The following is a 17,071-nucleotide window of genomic DNA, read 5'->3' as shown; positions in this document are numbered from 1 at the left end:
CGAATGGAAGACCTGCGCCATCTGCTGAGCGAGCTGGTGATCGAGCGTGTCGGATTCGGCATCTTCGTGCTCGATCGCGACCTCAACGTGCTGATGTGGAACCGCTTCATGCAGGACCACAGCGGCAAGACGGCCGAGCAAGTGATCGGCAAATCGATTTTCGCGAGCTTTCCGGAACTGCCGCGCGTGTGGTTCACGCGCAAGGTCGAAAGCGTGTTCCAGCTCGGCAGCTTCGCGTTCAGTTCGTGGGAGCAGCGCCCGTATCTCTTCAAGTTCGACCACGACCGGCCGATCACCGGCGGCGTCGATTACATGCAGCAGGACTGCACGTTCATGCCGCTCACGCTGGAGGGCGACGTGCGCGCCGTCTGCGTGACGATTTCCGACGTGACGCACGCGAGCATGATGCAGCGCGCCCGGGACGAAGCCGTCGCGAAACTGCAGGAATTCGCGGACCGCGACGGCTTGACCGGCATCGCGAACCGGCGCTATTTCGAGCTGCGATTGCGCGACGAATTCCAGCGCTGGCATCGCTACGGCGGCGAACTGTCGATGCTGCTCTTCGATCTCGACCATTTCAAACGCATCAACGACGATCGCGGCCACCTCGTCGGCGATACGGTCCTGCGCGTGATGGCCGAGCGCGTCGCCAAGGCCGTGCGCGTGCAGGACGTGTTCGGGCGTTTTGGCGGCGAGGAATTCGCGCTGCTCTTGCCGTGCACGAATTTCGACGACGCGATGATCGTCGCGGAGAAAGTGCGGAGGGAGATCGGCGAGACGCCCGTCGACGTGCAGAACGCGCGCGTGCCCGTGACGGCGAGCGTCGGCGTGGCGCGTGCGCGCACCGGCGTGACGTCGTCGTACGAAGCGCTCATCAACGAGGCGGATGCGGCGCTTTACACGGCCAAGCGCGAAGGGCGCAATCGCTCGGTGGGATTTGCCTGAAAACGCGCCTGAATCCGCCCCTGAAACCGCGCCCGATGCGCCGCGCCATGTCCCGCGCGGCTCCGGCGCAATCGGGCAAAGTATTGATATACTCTTTGCCGCTTCCGGCGCAGTCGCAGCCGGCTCGCGCCGGCTTTCTTCCTTGATCGTCCCGCTCAGCGCCAGGTGGTTCCGCGCGCGCCGGGCCGCGTCGGGTCCGGCGCCCGATCTCTTAATTTGCCCGTGGGGGCGCCACAGCGGAGTTCGTCTTGGCCGTTTCCAACATCATCGCTGACGATCCTGCCCCCGACGCCGCGAAAACGTCGTCGGGAAGCTCGTTTTATCTCGCGATGCGTATCCTTCCGGCTGCGCAGCGCGACGCGATGTACCAGATTTACGCGTTCTGCCGCGCGGTCGACGACATCGCCGACGAAGGCACGCTGCCGCGCCGCGAGCGCGCGCTCGCGCTCGACCAGTGGCGCGAGGACATCGATGCGTGCTACGCCGGCGCGCCGAAGAAAACGCTCGAAGCGCTCACGCAGCACATCCAGGCTTTCCGGCTTTCCCGCGACGACTTCCACGCCGTGATCGACGGCATGGCGATGGACGCCGCCGGCGATATCGTCGCACCCGACGAAGCCACGCTCGACCTCTATTGCGACCGCGTGGCGAGCGCCGTCGGCCGGCTGTCGGTGAGGATCTTCGGGATGCACGAGGACGCCGGCCGGCGGCTCGCGCATCATCTCGGGCGCGCGCTGCAACTCACCAACATCCTGCGCGACATCGACGAAGACGCCGAAATCGGCCGCGTGTATCTGCCGCGCGAGTTGCTCGCGCGCGAAGGCATTTCGACGAGCGATCCGGCGAGCATCGTCGGCGACGCACGCCTGCCGCGCGTGTGCGCCGTGCTGGCCGAGCGCGCGAAGGGCCACTACGCGCAGTCCGACGCGATCATGGCGGCTTCGCCGCGATCGCAGGTGCGCGCGCCGCGCATCATGTCGGCGGCGTATCGCACCGTGCTCGACGCCAATCTCAAACGCGGTTTCGACCTGCCGCGCACGCGCGTGCGGACGCCGCGCTCGCGCCTGCTGTGGATCGTGGCGCGCAATCTGATCTGATGTCCCGGCGGGTTTTCGTCGTCGGAGCGGGCATCGCCGGTCTAGCCGCCGCGGTCGAGGCGCAACGGCGCGGCGCGCGCGTCGTGCTGCTCGACGCCGCGCCTCACGCGGGCGGACGCTGCCGCTCTTTCTTCGATACGAAGCTCGGCGTCACGCTCGACAACGGCAATCATCTGCTGCTTTCGGGCTACCAATCGACGATGGCGTACCTGCGCGCGATCGGCGCAACCGATACGCTGATCGGCCCGACGCAGCCCGACTATCCTTTTTTCGATGTCGCGAGCGGCGACGCGTGGACGATCCGCATGTCGTCCGGACGCCTGCCGCGCTGGATCTTCGATGCCGACGCGCGCGTGCCCGGCACGCAGCCGGCCGACTACCTGCCGTTTCTGCCGCTCCTGTGGGCGAAACCGGGCCGCACGGTCGAAGAATGCGTGCGGCGCAAGGATCGCGTATGGAACCTGCTCGCGCGCCCGCTCTTGCGCGCGATGCTCAACGCCGATCCGTCCGAGGCGAGCGCGGAACTCGCGGCCGGCCTGCTGCGCGAAACCGTCGCGCAAGGCGGCCAGGCGTGCCGTCCGCTCATCGCGAGAAGCGGGTTGTCGCACGCGTTCGTCGAGCCCGCGCTGCGGCTCTTGCAGTACGGCGGCGCGGAGATCCGGCTCGGCTCGCGCGTCGCGGCCGTCGGGGTATCCGGCACGGATTCGACGGAGCGTGTAAGCTCGCTCGCTTTCGACGGCGCAGACCCGCTGACGCTCGCGCCCGGCGACGGCGTGGTGCTCGCCGTGCCGCCCGATGCGGCCCGGCGCCTCGTGCCGGGGTTGAGCGCGCCGGACGCATCGCGCGCGATCGTCACCGTGCATTTTGCCGTCGATGCACCCGTGGGCTTCGAGCCGCTGACGTGTCTCGTCAACGGCATGTCGGACCGGCTTTTCGCGGCCGACGGACGGCTCTCGGTCACGCTGTCGAGCGCCGGCCAATGGCTCGCGACGCCGCACGAAGAGCTCGCGCAGGCGGTCTGGCGCGAAGCGGCGAAGGCCGTGCGGATGCCCGCCGTGCCGACGCCGCCCTGGCAAGTCGTCGTCGATGAACATGCGACGTTTGCCGCCGTGCCGGCGCAGGAAGGCTTGCGGGCCGCCACGCGCACCCGCTGGCGCAATTTCACGCTCGCGGGCGACTGGACGGCGACCGGCCTGCCCGCGACGATCGAAGGCGCGATCCGCTCCGGCCAGAAGGCCGCGGATGCGCTGTTGAATCAATCGATGGAACGCTGATGAACGATTTATCCCTTTCGGCCGTGGGCGCGCAGGTTTCGGGCGCGCCGCTCGACGCCGCCGTCAACCACGCCACCGATGCGCTGCTCGCGGCGCAACATCCGGAAGGCTACTGGCTCTACGAACTCGAAGCGGACGCAACGATTCCCGCCGAATACGTGCTGCTCGTCCACTATCTCGGCGAGACCGCCGACGAAAAGCTCGAAGCGAAGATCGGCCGCTATCTGCGCCGCATTCAGCGCGAGGACGGCGGCTGGCCGCTTTTCACCGACGGCGCGATGGATGTCTCCGCGACCGTGAAGGCGTATTTCGCGCTGAAGATGATCGGCGATTCGCCCGACGCACCGCACATGGAGCGCGCCCGCGCAGCAATCCTCGCCGCGGGCGGCGCGGAGAAAGTGAACGTGTTCACGCGTATCCTGCTCGCGCTGTTCGGCGTCGTGTCGTGGCGCGCGGTGCCGATGATGCCCGTCGAGATCATGCGTCTGCCGATGTGGTTCCCGTTCCATCTGTCGAAGGTGTCGTACTGGGCGCGCACGGTGATCGTGCCGATGCTCGTGCTCAACGCCAAGCGCCCGCGCGCCCGCAATCCGCGCGGCGTGCGTATCGACGAAGTGTTCACGAACCCGCCGGTCAATACCGGGATGCCGTCGCGCGCCGGGCACCAGAGCCGCGGCTGGTTCGCCTTTTTCCGCGTGGTCGATTCGATTCTGCGCGTCGCCGATCCGCTTCTGCCGAAAGCCGGCCGCGAACGCGCGATCGATGAAGCCGTGCGTTTCGTCGACGAGCGGCTGAACGGCGAGGACGGCCTCGGCGCGATTTTCCCGGCGATGGCCAACTCGGTGATGATGTACGACGTGCTCGGCTATCCGCCCGAGCATCCGAACCGCGCGATCGCGCGCAAGTCGCTCGACAAGCTGCTCGTCATCGACCCGGCCGACGACGGCGAAGCGTATTGCCAGCCGTGTCTGTCGCCGGTGTGGGACACGTCGCTCGCGGCGCACGCGCTGCTCGAAACCGGCGTGCCGAAGGCGCGCGCGGCGGTCCGGCGCGGCCTCGACTGGCTGGTGCCGCTGCAGATTCTCGACGTGCGCGGCGACTGGATTTCGCGCCGCCCGGACGTGCGGCCCGGCGGCTGGGCGTTCCAGTTCGCGAACCCGCACTATCCGGATGTCGACGACACCGCCGTCGTCGCGATGGCGATGGAACGCGCCGATCGCGAAAACGGCACGGCGCTGTACGGCGAGTCGATTGCGCGCGCGCGCGAATGGGTCGTCGGCATGCAGAGCAGCGACGGCGGCTGGGGCGCGTTCGAGCCCGAAAACACGCAGTTTTACCTGAACAACATCCCGTTCTCGGATCACGGCGCGCTGCTCGATCCGCCGACCGTCGACGTTTCCGCGCGCTGCCTGTCGATGCTCGCGCAACTCGGCGAGACGTCGTTGAACAGCGAGCCGGCGCGTCGCGCGTTCGAGTACATCGTGCGAGATCAGGAGCGCGACGGAAGCTGGTACGGGCGCTGGGGCATGAATTTCATCTACGGCACCTGGTCGGCGATGTCCGCGCTGAACGCGGCGGGCGTCGCGCCGACGGACACGCGCATGAAGCGCGCGGCGGACTGGCTCATCGGCATCCAGAACGACGACGGCGGCTGGGGCGAGGACGGCGACAGCTACAAGCTCGACTATCGCGGTTATGAGCAGGCGCCGAGCACCGCGTCGCAGACGGCGTGGGCGCTGCTCGGGCTGATGGCGGCCGGTCTCGTCGAGCATCCGGCGGTCGCGCGCGGCGTCGGCTATCTGCTGAAGACGCAGCAAAAGCACGGCCTGTGGGATGAAACGCGCTTCACCGCGACCGGTTTTCCGCGCGTGTTCTATCTGCGATACCACGGCTATCGCAAGTTCTTCCCGCTGTGGGCGCTCGCGCGCTATCGCAATCTGACGCGCAACGGGCTCACGCGCGTGACGGCGGCGATGTGAACGCGCCCGTCGTCGCCGTGACCGGCATGGCGTTCGAGGCGAAGATCGTGCGCGGACGCGGCGTCGATGTCGTATTCGCGGCGCGCGCCGATCTGCTCGAGCGCGCGCTGTCCGATGCGCTCACGCGCGGCTGTTCGGGAATCGTCAGCTTCGGCACGGCGGGCGGGCTCGCACCGGATCTGAAGCCGGGCGCGCTGATCGTCGCCGACAGCGTGTGCGGTCCTTTCGGCGAGCTGCATACCGATGCGGCGTGGTCGGCGCGCATCGTCGATGCGTTCGCGGGCACGCCCGTCGAGCGCGTCACGCGGCGCGGCAAGACGGCTGGCGTCACGGCGCCCGTCAAGACCGAGGCGGAAAAGCGCTCGCTGCATTCGTCGACGGGCGCGCTGGCCGTCGATATGGAATCGCATATCGCCGGGGCCATCGCGACGGCGCGCGGCTTGCCGTTCGCAGTGTGCCGCGCCGTGGTCGATCCCGCGTGGCGAACGTTGCCGACCGCCGCGACGGCCGGTTTGCGCGATGACGGCACGACGGCGATCGGTCCGATTTTGCGCGAATTGGTCCGCGATCCGGCGCAGTTGGGCGCGCTTCTGCGCCTTGCATCCGATGCCCGCGCCGCCCGCGCGACGCTCGTGCAGGCGCGGCACGCGATGGAATCGGCGCGGGCGTTGGTGGTGGCATAGCGCTTCGGTCTCATCCCTTGCTTTCTGCGGGTTAACCCTCATCTCGGTATAATCAGGGAAAACCCTGATCGAGCGCGCGTCTACAGGAACTCCGCGACGCGCGCAGCAATGAAAGCGAGGTACCGCAAATGAATTTCCACACCCGTAAATGGGTCAAGCCCGAAGACCTGAACCCGAACGGCACGCTCTTCGGCGGCAGCCTGTTGCGCTGGATCGACGAAGAAGCCGCGATCTACGCCATCTCGCAGCTGGGCAATCAGCGCGTCGTGACCAAGTTCATGTCGGAAATCAACTTCGTGAGCTCGGCGCGGCAGGGCGACATCATCGAACTCGGCATCACCGCGACGCAATTCGGCCGCACGTCGATCACACTGCGCGCCGAAGTGCGCAACAAGATCACGCGAAAAAGCATTCTGACCGTCGAGAAGATGGTGTTCGTCAATCTGAACGAACAGGGCGAGCCCGCGCCGCACGGCCGGACGCAAATTCGCTACGCGGATGAATTGTTCGAAGCCTATCGCCGCGATCAGGGCGTCGTCGAAGCGCCGAAAGTGTCGGGCGACGACTTGCTCGAAGAAGTCGCGGAAGAAGCCGCACACTAAAGAGAAAACGGGCGCCGAAGCGCCCGTTTCGTTTTACGAGCTCGTCACTTCGCAGGCTGCGCTGCGGGATCGTCGTACTGCGGCAATCCCTGCGCCTTGCTCGAACTCGGCGACGGCTGAGTCTTCGGCGCATTCTCTTCCGGCGCAGGCGATTTCCCGCCGACGCCACCGGCCGGCGATGCCGCCGCGCCCGGATCCACATACGTCGGCAAGCCTTGCTCCGTGCTGCCGCCGCCGGTTTCGCCCGGCGCGCTCGCGCCTTCGGGCGCCGATGCGCCTTCGTCGCCGTAGTCGGGCAGCGAGCTCGCGCCGCCGCCCGTCAGCAGATACTGACGCCGCTGCGTATACGCGTCGCGCACGAACGCGTATTTGTCGAGGGCGGCAGCGGAAAGCAGATCGGTCGCGCCGATCAGGTCGGCCCGCGCGCTCACGAAGTTCAGGCCGAAGAGCGGCCAGCGAATCTCCGCATCGGAATAGCTCAACGGATTCACGCGCCAGTCGACGAGCCACGTCGTCGAGTCGCGGAACGAGCTCGGGCCGAGCAGCGGCAGCACCAAATACGGTCCCGATGGCATGCCGTAGTGCCCGAGCGTCAGCCCGAAATCCTGATGATGCTTCGGCAGACCCGCCGGCGATGCGATATCGATCAGACCGCCGATGCCGAATACCGAGTTCATCGCGATACGCATCAGATCTTGCGTCGCATCGGTGATCTTCAACTGCAGCAGGTTGTTCGCGAAGTTGGAGAAATCGCCGAGATTCGAGAAGAAGTTGCTGACGGCCGTGCGGAACGGGCTCGGCGTGTAATCGACGTAGAACTGCGCGACCGGCTTGGCGACATAGGTATCGAGCGTGTCGTTGAACGTGAAGATCTTGCGGTTCATCGGTTCGAGCGGATCCTTCGGATTGCGATCCGGGCCGGTCGCGCATCCCGTCGTCGCGAGCGCGCCCACAATCGCGAGACTCAAGCCCAATTTACGCACAGCACGAGCGGTCAAAGCCGTCGATCCCGACTTCATTCTTCAATTCCTCTTAGGTTGTCATGTCGTTGCGCCGCCCTGAGCTTCGCGCGCGCCGCCGCGCGCACCTTGCGCGGCTTGCCCATCAATACCGGCTGAAAGACCACCGCGCCGATCAGCGTGCAAAAGAGCGACAGCGCCAGCAGCCGTCCCATGCTGGACGTGCCCGGATGATGGGAAAACCACAGGCTGCCGAATGCGGTCGCGGTCGTGGCCGCACTGAACATAACGGCATGCGTGAGACTGGACTGAAGCAGCCGGGTCTGGCCGGAACGCCACGCCATCACGAAATAGATCTTGAAGGCGACGCCGACGCCCAGCATCAGCGGCAACGCGATGATGTTCGCGAAGTTGAGCGGCATCCTGAAGACGACGCACAATTCCAGCGTGACGATCGCGGAAACGAGCAACGGTACCAAAGTTCTCAGAACGTCGCCAAAACGGCGCAGCGCGATCCACAGCAGCACCGCGATCGCGATCAGCGAATAGAGCGCCGCCTGCTCGAACGCCTTGATGATCGTTTCCGCCGAATGACGCACGGAGATCGGCCCGCCGATCGCGTTCGGCTCGGCTTTCTGCACGGCATCGGCGAAGTGCGCGAGCAGCGCGTCGTCGTTGGGATCGACGCCAGGCGGAATCTTCGGCGCGACATCGACGAGCGCCTGGCCGTTCGGCGTCACGAACGACGCGACCATGTGCGGCGGCAGCGTTTCGCGCGTGATCTCCGCCGGCGTGAGCAGCGCGCGCAATTGCGCGAGCGCGATACGCAGCGGCTCGGCCATCGCATGCTCGGCGCGATCGCGCGTCGCGGCGTCGGCTTGCGCCAGCTTCGCGAGCGTTTCGGACAGATGCTTCGCTTCCTTATCGCCCGGACCGGGATGCTCGTCGGCGGCGAGCGAGAGCTGGCTCGATACGCGCTTCAACGCCGCCACGCGCACGGCGTCCGTCACGGGCGAGGCCGTCTGCTGATCGAGCGCGGGCAAAAGCTGATCGGCGGCGGCCTTGATCAGTTCGAGCTTCTTCGGCTGATCGCCGGGAATGAGCGACGAGAGCGTCGTGGCGCTGTCGACTTCCGGCAGCTTCTTCAGCTTCGCGGCGATGGCATCCGCATCGGCGAGCGAGGGCGCGAGCACGGCGACGTCGTTCACCGCGCCTTCCGGCGAGTCCTGCAGCGAGATGAGCGTCGCCATCGACTCGGTGTGCGGATCCTTCAGATGCAGCGGATTGAAGTCGAATCGCAGATTGAAGAGCAGCGGCAGCGCGCCGATCACGATGACGAGCGTGCCAATCAGCACCGGCTTGCGATGCCTGTCGAGGAACTCGTCGACGGGCGCAAGAATCGGAAAGCCCGGCGATTGCGCTTCGCCCGGCGGCGCGAACACCTTGATGAGCGCGGGCAGCAGCGTCATGTTGGTGGCATACGCGACGAACATGCCGACGCCCGCGATCAGCCCCAGCTCCGACACGCCGCGATACGCGGTCGGCAGAAACGAGAAGAAGCTCGCGGCGGTCGCGGCGGCGGCGAGCGTGAGCGGCACCGCGACATGGCGCGCGGTTTCCGCGAGCGACACATCGAGCCGCTTGTGCTTGTAGCGCTCTTCGCGATACTTCACGCCGAACTGGATGCCGAAGTCCACGCCGAGTCCGACGAAGAGCACCATGAACGCGACCGAGATCATGTTGAGCGCGTGGACCATCATGAGTCCGAGCGCCGCCGTGATCGCGAGCCCGACGAAGAGCGTGATGAACACCGCGAGGATCATGCGCTTGGAACGCAGCGCGACCCAGAGGATCATCAGCACGACGAGGAAGGTCAGCACGCCGTTGAGCACGGCGCCGTCCTGCACGGACGCGAACTCTTCGTCGGCGAGCGGCTGCGCGCCCGTCAGATGCAGCGTCGCGCCGTACTTCTTGTCGATGCCGAGTTCCGCCGCCTTCGCGCGGATCTCTTCCGAGGTGCCCGCCGCCGCCTTCAGCGCGTTGAAGTTCAACTCCGGCAACACGGTGACAAACGCGCGCCCGGGCGCATCGTTCGGCGATGAATCCGCGAGGCCGCGCCATGAGAACGCCGCCGGCTGATTCGCCAGCACGCGATCGAGCACGGTCGCGCTCTTGCCGAGCAAGCCGGCCATCTGGCCGAGATTGACCTGTCCGAGCGTCAGCGGCAGGTTGAGCGTGGTGTTGAGCGTCTGCGCGAGGCCGGTGAGCGTCGGGTCGTGCGCGAGCGTATTGATGAGCGGACGCGCCTGCACGAGCTGTTTCGTGACCTGCTCGACCTTCTCCGTCGGGAGATAAAGCAGTCCGTTGTGCTCGAAGAACTCGCCGCCCGCCGGTTGCGACACCGACCTGAAGCGCTCCGGCTCTTTCGCGAGCGCGGCGGCGAGCGCGCTTGCGGCGGCATCGGCGAATTCCTGCGCGGGCGCCTGAACGACGATCAGCAATGCCGCGCCGCGCTGCGGAAACGCTTCCTCGATGGCCTTGCTGCGCGCGGCCCACTCCGGCTCCGTCTCGATCAGCTGGCTGACGTCGGTGCTGATCTTGAAGTGATGGACGACATAAATCGTGGACAGCACGCCGAGCAGCAGCGAAACGGCGATAATCCACGCCGGCCGGCGAATGGCGAGGGTGACGAAGCGAGTAATGTTGGACGTCAGCATGAAGACGTTACCTGGAGTGCCTGTTATTTTTGCGCGCGCGAGCGCGTGAATCGCATGATGCCGCGCAAGTATACCGGGCGCACTGAACGGTCCGTCCTTGAACTGTTACGCTGGCAAGGTGTCGATATACTGACTCGCAGCCGCCTGGCCGCTCCTGCAACGTCCGAAGGCCGCACTACCCGCGCCACCAAACCTGATTAGAGAACGGGTGCCATGAAACGCTATCTGTCTATTTGCTTCGCTTTCCTCCTTGCCTCGATGTCTTTCACAGGCGAGGCATTCGCACAAACGAGTCCCGATGCCGTCGTCAAGAATGCCGTCGAAGGCACGGTCAAGGCCATGAAGGCCGACCCGCAGGCGCGCGGCGGCGACATGGCGAAGATCACGCAACTCGTCGAGACGCGTTTCCTGCCCGCCACCGACTTCCAGCGCACGACGCGCATCGCGGTCGGCAAGGCGTGGGCGACCGCCACGCCCGAGCAGCAGAAGCAGCTTTACGACCAGTTCCAGACGCTGCTGGTCCGCACCTACGCGGCATCGCTCGCGCAGCTCCGCGATCAGGACGTGACCTTCAAGTTCGACGCGCCCAACGTCGACGCCAACGCGAAGGACACCGTCGTCGAATCACATGTCATTTCCACGGGCGGCGACAATCCGGTGCGCTATCGCCTGCAGAAGACACCGCAGGGCTGGAAAATCTACGACATCGACATGATGGGCGCATGGCTCATCCAGGTCTATCAGCAACAATTCGTCGGTCAGCTGCAAAAGGGCGGCGTCGACGGTCTCATCAAGTTCCTTTCCGAGCATAACGCCCGTTCCGCGGGCTGATCGCTCTCTGTCAGGCCGGGCCGGGCTTCAGGTGCGGCGGTGCTCCACCGCGAATTTGATGAGTTCGGCCTGTCCGTCGATATCCAGTTTGCGCTTCATGTTCTGTCGATGCGTTTCCACCGTCCGCACCGACAGCCCATGCTGCTGCGCAATCTGCTTGCTCGATAAGCCTTCGGCGAGCGCATCCAGAATGTCGAGTTCGCGCGGCGTCAGGCGTTCGAGCGGCGTCTGCATCGACTGTGCCTGGATCATGCGCGCGGCCAGCCCGGCACTGAAAAACGTCTTGCCGGCGAGCACCGCGCCGATCGCCTGAATGATCTCGGCGGCGGGCGAATCCTTCAGCACGTAGCCGCTCGCGCCCGCGCGCACCGCCTGCTTCACGTATTCCACGTTGTCGTGCATCGACAGCATCAGCACGCGGATACCCGGATGCCGCTCGTGGAACAGCGCCGCGAGTTCGATTCCGCTCATGCCGGCCATGCCGACGTCCATTAGCGCGAGATCGGGCGGATTCGCTTCGTCGGCGGCGAGCGCGAGCGCTTCCTTCGCGTTGCCGGCCTCGCCGATCACGCGCAGATGCGGCACGGAGTCGAGCCGCGCGCGCAAGCCGTCGCGCACGAGCGGATGGTCGTCGACCAGAATGATGCGGGCGATTTCAGCGCTCATCGGTATGTCCTTGAAGATTCGGTGCGGCGAGCGGCAGCGGTACGCGCGCCACGATCGACGTGCGGCCCGGCTGCGAGTCGATCGCGAGCGTGCCGCCGAGCGTGTCGAGCCGCTCGCGCATGTTGCGCAGGCCGATGCCGCTCGCCGGATCGGAAAACGCGTCGTGCGCGTCGAAGCCCCGGCCGTTGTCGGTGATGTCGAGCGTGACGGCGTGCGTCGCGATATCGAGCGTGACCGCCGCGCGCGAAGCCTGCGCGTGCCGCGCGACGTTGGTCAGCGCTTCCTGCGCGATGCGGAAGAGCACGGTATTGACGGGATCGGGCAGCGTCGCGCGTTGCGGTGCACAAGGCTTGCCGTCGGCGGTCGCTTCGAAGCGCACTTCGGGGCCGTCCTGTCCGTCGAATTCGCGCGCGAGCTGTTCGAGCGCGGCGGCGAGGCCGAGATCGTCGAGCATCGCGGGACGCAGCGCGTGCGAGATGCGGCGCACTTCGCGCAGCGTGCCGGAAAGGCGTCCGAGGCTCGTCGCGAGCGCGGCTTCGGCGGTCGGTTCGCGCGCCGCGCTCCGTTCGAAACGCGCCAGCGCCGATTCGAGCAGCAGCTTCACGGAGACGAGCATCTGGCTGATGCCGTCGTGCAATTCGCGCGATAGCCGCGCGCGTTCCTGTTCCTGCGAATCGACGACTTGCCGCGCGAGGCGCTTCAACTTCGCGTCCGCGCTGCGGTGCTCGCTGATGTTGAGCACCGCGCCGCACACCGCGATGATCGCGAGCCCGAAAAGCGCGATCGCGCCGATCCACATGAGCGTGCGGCGGATATTCCCGGCTGCCTGCGAATCGATGCGCGCGAGCGTCGTCTCGACATCTTCCAGATAGATGCCCGTGCCCATCATCCAGCCCCAGCGTTCGAGCGGCACGACATAGCCGAGCTTCGGCGCGATCAGTCCGGTCGACGGACGTCGCCACACGTAGCGCACATAGCCGCCGCCTTTCGACGCCTGTTGAATCAGCTCCTGGATGGTCAGCGCGCCGTTCGGATCGCGCATGAGCCAGAGATCGCGTCCGACGAGATCCGGCTGGCGCGGATGCATCAGCGACGTGCCGCGCATCGTGTAGACGAAAAAGTAGCCGTCCTGCCCGAAGTCGAGACGTTGAAGCGCGTCGAGCGCGAGGCGGCGGCGTTCGTCGTCGCTGCGCGGATCGTCGGCGGGTGCGTCGTAATAAGGCGCGATCGCGCTCGTCGCAATCTCGACGTAATGGCGCAGTTCGATCTCCTTGCTCGTCAGGTACGCGGCCTGCGTCGTGTCGTGCTGCGCTGCCGCGAGCGCTTGCGCCTGCTGGCGCACGCCGTAGGTGATGCCGCCGATCGCAAGCGCGAACGGCACGATCGCGAGCAGGAAGATCTTTGCCTTGAGATTCATCGATACAGGGTGTTCACATTCGAAGCCGCGGCGCGCCGCTTGCTGGAAACACAGGGTTTTCCGCTACGTGAAGCCACGTAGCGCGCATAAGTAGTTATGCGCTTGTAAGCGCCCGGGCGAAAGCGAATACTACCGCCCAATGCGCTATCACGGCGCAATCATCGGCCCGGAAGGGTCAATAACTAAGGAGACGCCATGAATCGGGCTTCCGGATTCCTGGTCTGGATCGCGCTCGCGCTACTGGGCGCGTTCGCATTCGGCACCATCGCGCTCGCGCACGGCGAGCGGATCAGCGCACTATGGATCGTCATCGCGGCGGTCTGCGTCTATCTCATCGCTTACCGCTTCTACTCACGCTTCATCGCGACGAAAGTGCTGCAGCTCGACGGCCTGCGCATGACGCCGGCCGTTCGTCACAACGACGGTCTCGACTACGTGCCGACCAACAAGTACGTGCTGTTCGGCCATCACTTCGCGGCGATCGCGGGCGCGGGTCCGCTCGTCGGCCCGGTGCTGGCGGCGCAGATGGGCTACACGCCCGGCATGCTGTGGATTCTCGCGGGCGTGGTGTTCGCGGGCGCGGTGCAGGACTTCGTCGTCCTGTTCATCTCGACGCGCCGCGATGGCCGCTCGCTCGGCGATCTCATCAAGATGGAACTCGGCACCGTGCCCGGCGTGATCGCGCTGTTCGGCGCGTTCCTCATCATGGTGATCATTCTCGCGGTGCTCGCGCTGATCGTCGTGAAGGCGCTGACGAATTCGCCGTGGGGCACGTTCACGGTTGCCGCGACGATTCCGATCGCGCTCTTCATGGGTGTCTATACGCGCTACATTCGTCCGGGACGCATCGGCGAGGTGTCCATCATCGGCTTCGTCGGTCTGATGCTCGCGATCGTGTACGGCGGACAAGTCGCCGAATCCGCGACGCTCGCGCCGTACTTCACGTTCACCGGCGTGCAGCTCGTGTGGATTCTGATCGGCTACGGTTTCGTGGCGTCGGTGCTGCCGGTATGGCTGCTGCTCGCGCCGCGCGATTATCTGTCGACGTTCCTCAAGATCGGCACGATCCTCGGCCTCGCGATCGGGATTCTCATCGTCGCGCCCGAACTGAAGATGCCGGCCTTCACGAAGTTCGTCGATGGCACGGGTCCCGTGTGGTCGGGCAATCTGTTCCCGTTCCTCTTCATCACGATCGCATGCGGCGCGGTGTCGGGCTTCCACGCGCTGATCTCGTCGGGCACGACGCCCAAGATGATCGACAACGAAGTCAACATGCGCTTCATCGGCTACGGCGCGATGCTGATGGAATCGTTCGTCGCGATCATGGCGCTCGTCGCCGCGTGCGTGATCGAACCGGGCGTCTACTTCGCGATGAACAGCCCGGCCGCGCTGCTCGGCTCGACGCCCGAAGCGGTCGCGCAGACCGTCTCGGGCTGGGGCTTCGTGCTGACGCCCGACATGCTGACGTCGACGGCGAAGGCGGTCGGCGAGACGACCATCGTCGCGCGTGCCGGCGGCGCGCCGACGCTCGCGGTCGGCATGGCGCACATTCTTCATCAGGTGATCGGCGGCCCGGCGATGATGGCGTTCTGGTATCACTTCGCCATTCTGTTCGAGGCGCTGTTCATCCTCACCGCCGTCGATGCGGGCACGCGCGCCGGCCGCTTCATGCTGCAAGACTTGCTCGGCACGTTCCACCCGGCGCTGCGCCGCACGGAATCGCTGCCGGCCAACCTCGTCGCGACGGGCCTGTGCGTCGCCGCGTGGGGCTACTTCCTGTATCAGGGCGTGGTCGATCCGTTCGGCGGCATCAACACGCTGTGGCCGCTCTTCGGCATCTCGAATCAGATGCTCGCGGGCATCGCGCTGATGCTCGGCACCGTGGTGCTGTTCAAGATGAAGCGCGAACGCTATGCGTGGGTCACGCTCGTGCCGACTGCGTGGCTGCTCATCTGCACGTTGACGGCCGGCTGGCAGAAGATTTTCGATGCGAATCCGAAGGTCGGCTTCCTCGCGCACGCCGGCAAGCTGAAGGACGCCTACGACGCGGGCAAGGTGATGGCGCCGGCGAAGTCGCTCGCGGAAATGCAGCGCATCATCTTCAACGATTACGTCGATGCGGCGCTTGCCGGCCTGTTCATCTTCGTGGTGTTGAGCATCGCGGTATATGGCGTGCTGGCCGTGCTGCGGGCGCGTCGCGAAGCGAAGCCGACCGTGCGCGAAACGCCGTTCGAAGCGATGCCTTCCGGCGCTTCCACCGCGGTGCGCGCGGGCCACTAAGGAGTCGAGCGATGTTCAGCGATCTTCGGCAGGCAGGACGGTATCTCGGCCAGACGATGCGTCTGATGGTCGGGATGCCCGATTACGACGCATATGTCACGCACATGCAGACGACGCATCCCGACAAGCCGGTGATGAGCTACGCGGAGTTCTTCCGCGAGCGGCAGGAGGCGAGGTACGGGTCGGGAGCGGGGAAGTGCTGCTGAGTTGATGCTGCTGGGTGGTGATTGAAGATAACGCGACGGTGAGAGCCGTCGCGTTTTTTTTGGGCGCTGCGCGAGGTGCGATCCAGCCGACCGCATGATAGTCGCGACGGCGCGTTCGCTATCCGCTCCGCTGGTGACCAAGGACCGGCAGATTCTAAGCTACGAACACGTCACGACGATTCGGTAGCAGAGAAAACAAAAAGGGCGAATGACCCAAGCCATTCGCCCTTTCCACGCTCCGTTCAACCGAAGCTCAATTCACCGCCGCCGCCGTCTTCGCGCCCTTGTTCTTCTGCGCGCGGCCGATCTCTTCCAGCTTGATCTCGACGTGCTTCGAGAACACGTACTCGGCCGGACGCTGCTTGTCGATCGGCAGATCCTTCGCGAACGCGCCCGTCGTGCGCGGGCCCGACAGCGCGATCTTCGCGGCCTTCAGCGGATGCGCCACCGTGTCCATCACGGCGGTCGCCTCGAAGCCGCAGTGGACCATGCAGTCCGCGCACTTCTCGTACTTGCCCGTGCCGTACTTGTCCCAGTCGGTGGTTTCCATCAGTTCCTTGAAGGTCTTCACGTAACCTTCGCCGACCAGATAGCACGGCTTCTGCCAGCCGAACACCGTGCGCGCCGGGTTGCCCCACGGCGTGCATTGATACGTCTGGTTGCCCGCGAGGAAATCGAGGAACAGCGTCGACTGGCTGAACGACCAGTTCTTGCCGTTGTTGCCGCGCTTGAAGATCTCGCGGAACAGGTTCTTCGTCTTTTCGCGATTCAGGAAGTGCTGCTGATCCGGCGCGCGCTCGTAGGCATAGCCCGGCGAAACCGTGATGCCGTCCACGCCGATCGGACCGAGCGTGTCGAAGAACTTCGCGACGCGTTCCGGCTCCGCATCGTTGAACAGCGTGCAGTTGATGTTCACGCGGAACCCGCGGCGCTTCGCTTCCTTGATGGCCGCGACAGCCTTGTCGTACGTGCCCGGCTGCGAAACCGAGTGATCGTGCGCCTCGCGATCGCCGTCGAGATGCACGGACCAGACGAAGTACGGGCTCGGCTCGTAATCGTCCATCTTCTTTTCCATCAGGAGCGCGTTCGTGCAGAGATACACGAACTTCTTGCGCGCCATGATGCCCTTCACGATCTGCGGCATTTCCTTGTGCAGCAGCGGCTCGCCGCCCGCGATCGACACGACCGGCGCGCCGCATTCGTCGACGGCTTCGAGGCATTCCTGCAGCGACAGACGCTGGTTCAGGATCGGATCCGGATAGTCGATCTTGCCGCAGCCGTTACAGGCGAGATTGCAGCGGAACAGCGGTTCCAGCATCAGCGCGAGCGGGTAACGCTTGGTGCCCGTCAGGTGTTGCTTGAAGATATAGGCGCCAACGCGGGCCTTCTGGAGCATCGGGATAGACAATTGTGTC

Annotated in this window: 14 protein-coding genes and 1 pseudogene; 10 read left to right on the top strand and 5 right to left on the bottom strand. The window is 65.6% G+C overall.

Annotation, left to right across the window (positions count from 1 at the left end; genetic code table 11):
• Positions 1 to 3 precede the first annotated feature (3 nt).
• From NCR93_RS19880 to NCR93_RS19855, 6 genes are all read left to right on the top strand, one after another.
• On the top strand, positions 4 to 945 hold the full coding sequence (locus NCR93_RS19880; RefSeq protein WP_008354268.1) for a sensor domain-containing diguanylate cyclase: 942 nt from the start codon (positions 4 to 6) through the stop codon (positions 943 to 945).
• Between the two features lie 248 nt (positions 946 to 1,193).
• Positions 1,194 to 2,042 carry a presqualene diphosphate synthase HpnD gene (gene hpnD / locus NCR93_RS19875; protein WP_175982342.1) on the top strand — a complete coding sequence of 283 codons (849 nt, stop codon included), beginning with the start codon at positions 1,194 to 1,196 and terminating at the stop codon, positions 2,040 to 2,042.
• Positions 2,042 to 3,316, top strand: coding sequence for a hydroxysqualene dehydroxylase HpnE (gene hpnE / locus NCR93_RS19870; protein ID WP_008354270.1), 1,275 nt, complete (start codon positions 2,042 to 2,044; stop codon positions 3,314 to 3,316). The genes hpnD and hpnE overlap by 1 nt, the downstream gene beginning before the upstream one ends.
• Positions 3,316 to 5,295 (top strand): squalene--hopene cyclase, encoded by a 1,980-nt coding sequence (gene shc / locus NCR93_RS19865; RefSeq protein ID WP_175982341.1) that lies wholly within the window; start codon positions 3,316 to 3,318, stop codon positions 5,293 to 5,295. The genes hpnE and shc overlap by 1 nt, the downstream gene beginning before the upstream one ends.
• A 26-nt stretch (positions 5,296 to 5,321) precedes the next feature.
• Entirely contained in the window at positions 5,322 to 5,978 is a 657-nt protein-coding gene (locus NCR93_RS19860; protein WP_239295351.1) for a phosphorylase, read from the top strand.
• A gap of 128 nt (positions 5,979 to 6,106) precedes the next feature.
• Complete coding sequence (locus NCR93_RS19855) at positions 6,107 to 6,580, top strand: acyl-CoA thioesterase (RefSeq protein WP_175982339.1); 474 nt, start codon at positions 6,107 to 6,109, stop codon at positions 6,578 to 6,580.
• 44 nt (positions 6,581 to 6,624) lie between these two features.
• Here NCR93_RS19855 and NCR93_RS19850 read toward each other — a convergent pair whose 3' ends face one another.
• Both NCR93_RS19850 and hpnN read right to left on the bottom strand, forming a co-directional pair.
• Positions 6,625 to 7,599, bottom strand: a complete 975-nt coding sequence (locus NCR93_RS19850) for an MlaA family lipoprotein (protein WP_175982338.1) — start codon at positions 7,597 to 7,599, stop codon at positions 6,625 to 6,627.
• Positions 7,596 to 10,256 (bottom strand): hopanoid transporter HpnN, encoded by a 2,661-nt coding sequence (hpnN, locus tag NCR93_RS19845; RefSeq protein WP_175982337.1) that lies wholly within the window; start codon positions 10,254 to 10,256, stop codon positions 7,596 to 7,598. The genes NCR93_RS19850 and hpnN overlap by 4 nt, the downstream gene beginning before the upstream one ends.
• A 213-nt stretch (positions 10,257 to 10,469) precedes the next feature.
• Between hpnN and NCR93_RS19840 the strand changes: the two genes are divergently transcribed.
• A complete protein-coding gene (locus NCR93_RS19840; RefSeq protein WP_175982336.1) occupies positions 10,470 to 11,087 on the top strand; it encodes an MlaC/ttg2D family ABC transporter substrate-binding protein in 618 nt (205 codons plus the stop codon).
• Between the two features lie 27 nt (positions 11,088 to 11,114).
• On the opposite strand, the gene NCR93_RS19835 is transcribed toward NCR93_RS19840, so the two are convergent.
• A complete protein-coding gene (locus NCR93_RS19835) occupies positions 11,115 to 11,753 on the bottom strand; it encodes a response regulator (RefSeq protein ID WP_008354278.1) in 639 nt (212 codons plus the stop codon).
• Positions 11,743 to 13,170 (bottom strand): cache domain-containing protein, encoded by a 1,428-nt coding sequence (locus NCR93_RS19830; protein WP_175982335.1) that lies wholly within the window; start codon positions 13,168 to 13,170, stop codon positions 11,743 to 11,745. The genes NCR93_RS19835 and NCR93_RS19830 overlap by 11 nt, the downstream gene beginning before the upstream one ends.
• Before the next feature lie 195 nt (positions 13,171 to 13,365).
• Here NCR93_RS19830 and NCR93_RS19825 point away from each other — a divergent pair, with 195 nt between their 5' ends.
• The 3 genes and pseudogenes from NCR93_RS19825 to NCR93_RS19815 all read left to right on the top strand — a co-directional run.
• Positions 13,366 to 15,450: a carbon starvation CstA family protein gene (locus NCR93_RS19825; protein ID WP_008354280.1), complete on the top strand. Its 2,085-nt coding sequence runs from the start codon at positions 13,366 to 13,368 to the stop codon at positions 15,448 to 15,450.
• An 11-nt stretch (positions 15,451 to 15,461) separates the two neighbouring features.
• A complete protein-coding gene (locus NCR93_RS19820; protein WP_008354281.1) occupies positions 15,462 to 15,656 on the top strand; it encodes a YbdD/YjiX family protein in 195 nt (64 codons plus the stop codon).
• A 79-nt stretch (positions 15,657 to 15,735) separates the two neighbouring features.
• Positions 15,736 to 15,843, top strand: a pseudogene (locus tag NCR93_RS19815) (PIN domain-containing protein); the annotation flags it as partial.
• A 66-nt stretch (positions 15,844 to 15,909) separates the two neighbouring features.
• Here the strand turns inward: NCR93_RS19815 and hpnH are convergent.
• On the bottom strand, positions 15,910 to 17,064 hold the full coding sequence (hpnH, locus tag NCR93_RS19810) for an adenosyl-hopene transferase HpnH (protein WP_008354282.1): 1,155 nt from the start codon (positions 17,062 to 17,064) through the stop codon (positions 15,910 to 15,912).
• Between the last annotated feature and the right edge of the window lie 7 nt (positions 17,065 to 17,071).

The sequence above is a fragment of the Caballeronia sp. ATUFL_F1_KS39 genome, from assembly GCF_023630985.1.
Classification (GTDB): domain Bacteria; phylum Pseudomonadota; class Gammaproteobacteria; order Burkholderiales; family Burkholderiaceae; genus Caballeronia; species Caballeronia zhejiangensis.
This window is presented reverse-complemented; position numbering and strand designations above follow the sequence as displayed.